The sequence below is a fragment of the Streptococcus pseudopneumoniae genome, assembly GCF_038148935.1.
Lineage (GTDB): Bacteria > Bacillota > Bacilli > Lactobacillales > Streptococcaceae > Streptococcus > Streptococcus pseudopneumoniae_U.
In genome coordinates this window covers 1-275 of record NZ_JBBJZX010000254.1, presented here as the reverse complement: position 1 = coordinate 275, position 275 = coordinate 1, and the positions used below count along the sequence as shown (strand labels likewise).

The following is a 275-nucleotide window of genomic DNA, read 5'->3' as shown; positions in this document are numbered from 1 at the left end:
TAACTTGGTCATTGTCAGTTTTGGAGAGACTGAGAGGATGTGACAAAATCTCTGCATTTTGAGATTCCGTAGATGCTGATTTGAGTTGATCACTAGCATTACCTAATCCTTGTCCCAAAGAAGCAAGTCCTGTCTGTAGACCTTCCAATCCGGAAGTTAACTTTGTTCCACCTTCTGCAAGTTTCCCAGATCCATCTGCCAATTTATTAGCTCCACTTTCTAATTGAGAAGCACCTGAAATTAACTGACTAGATTTGTCAGCTAGTTGGCTAGAT

At 40.7% G+C, this 275-nt stretch carries 1 pseudogene; it reads right to left on the bottom strand.

Annotated elements, in window-relative coordinates:
- Positions 1 to 275: pseudogene (locus WKI42_RS10860) on the bottom strand (hypothetical protein); the annotation flags it as partial.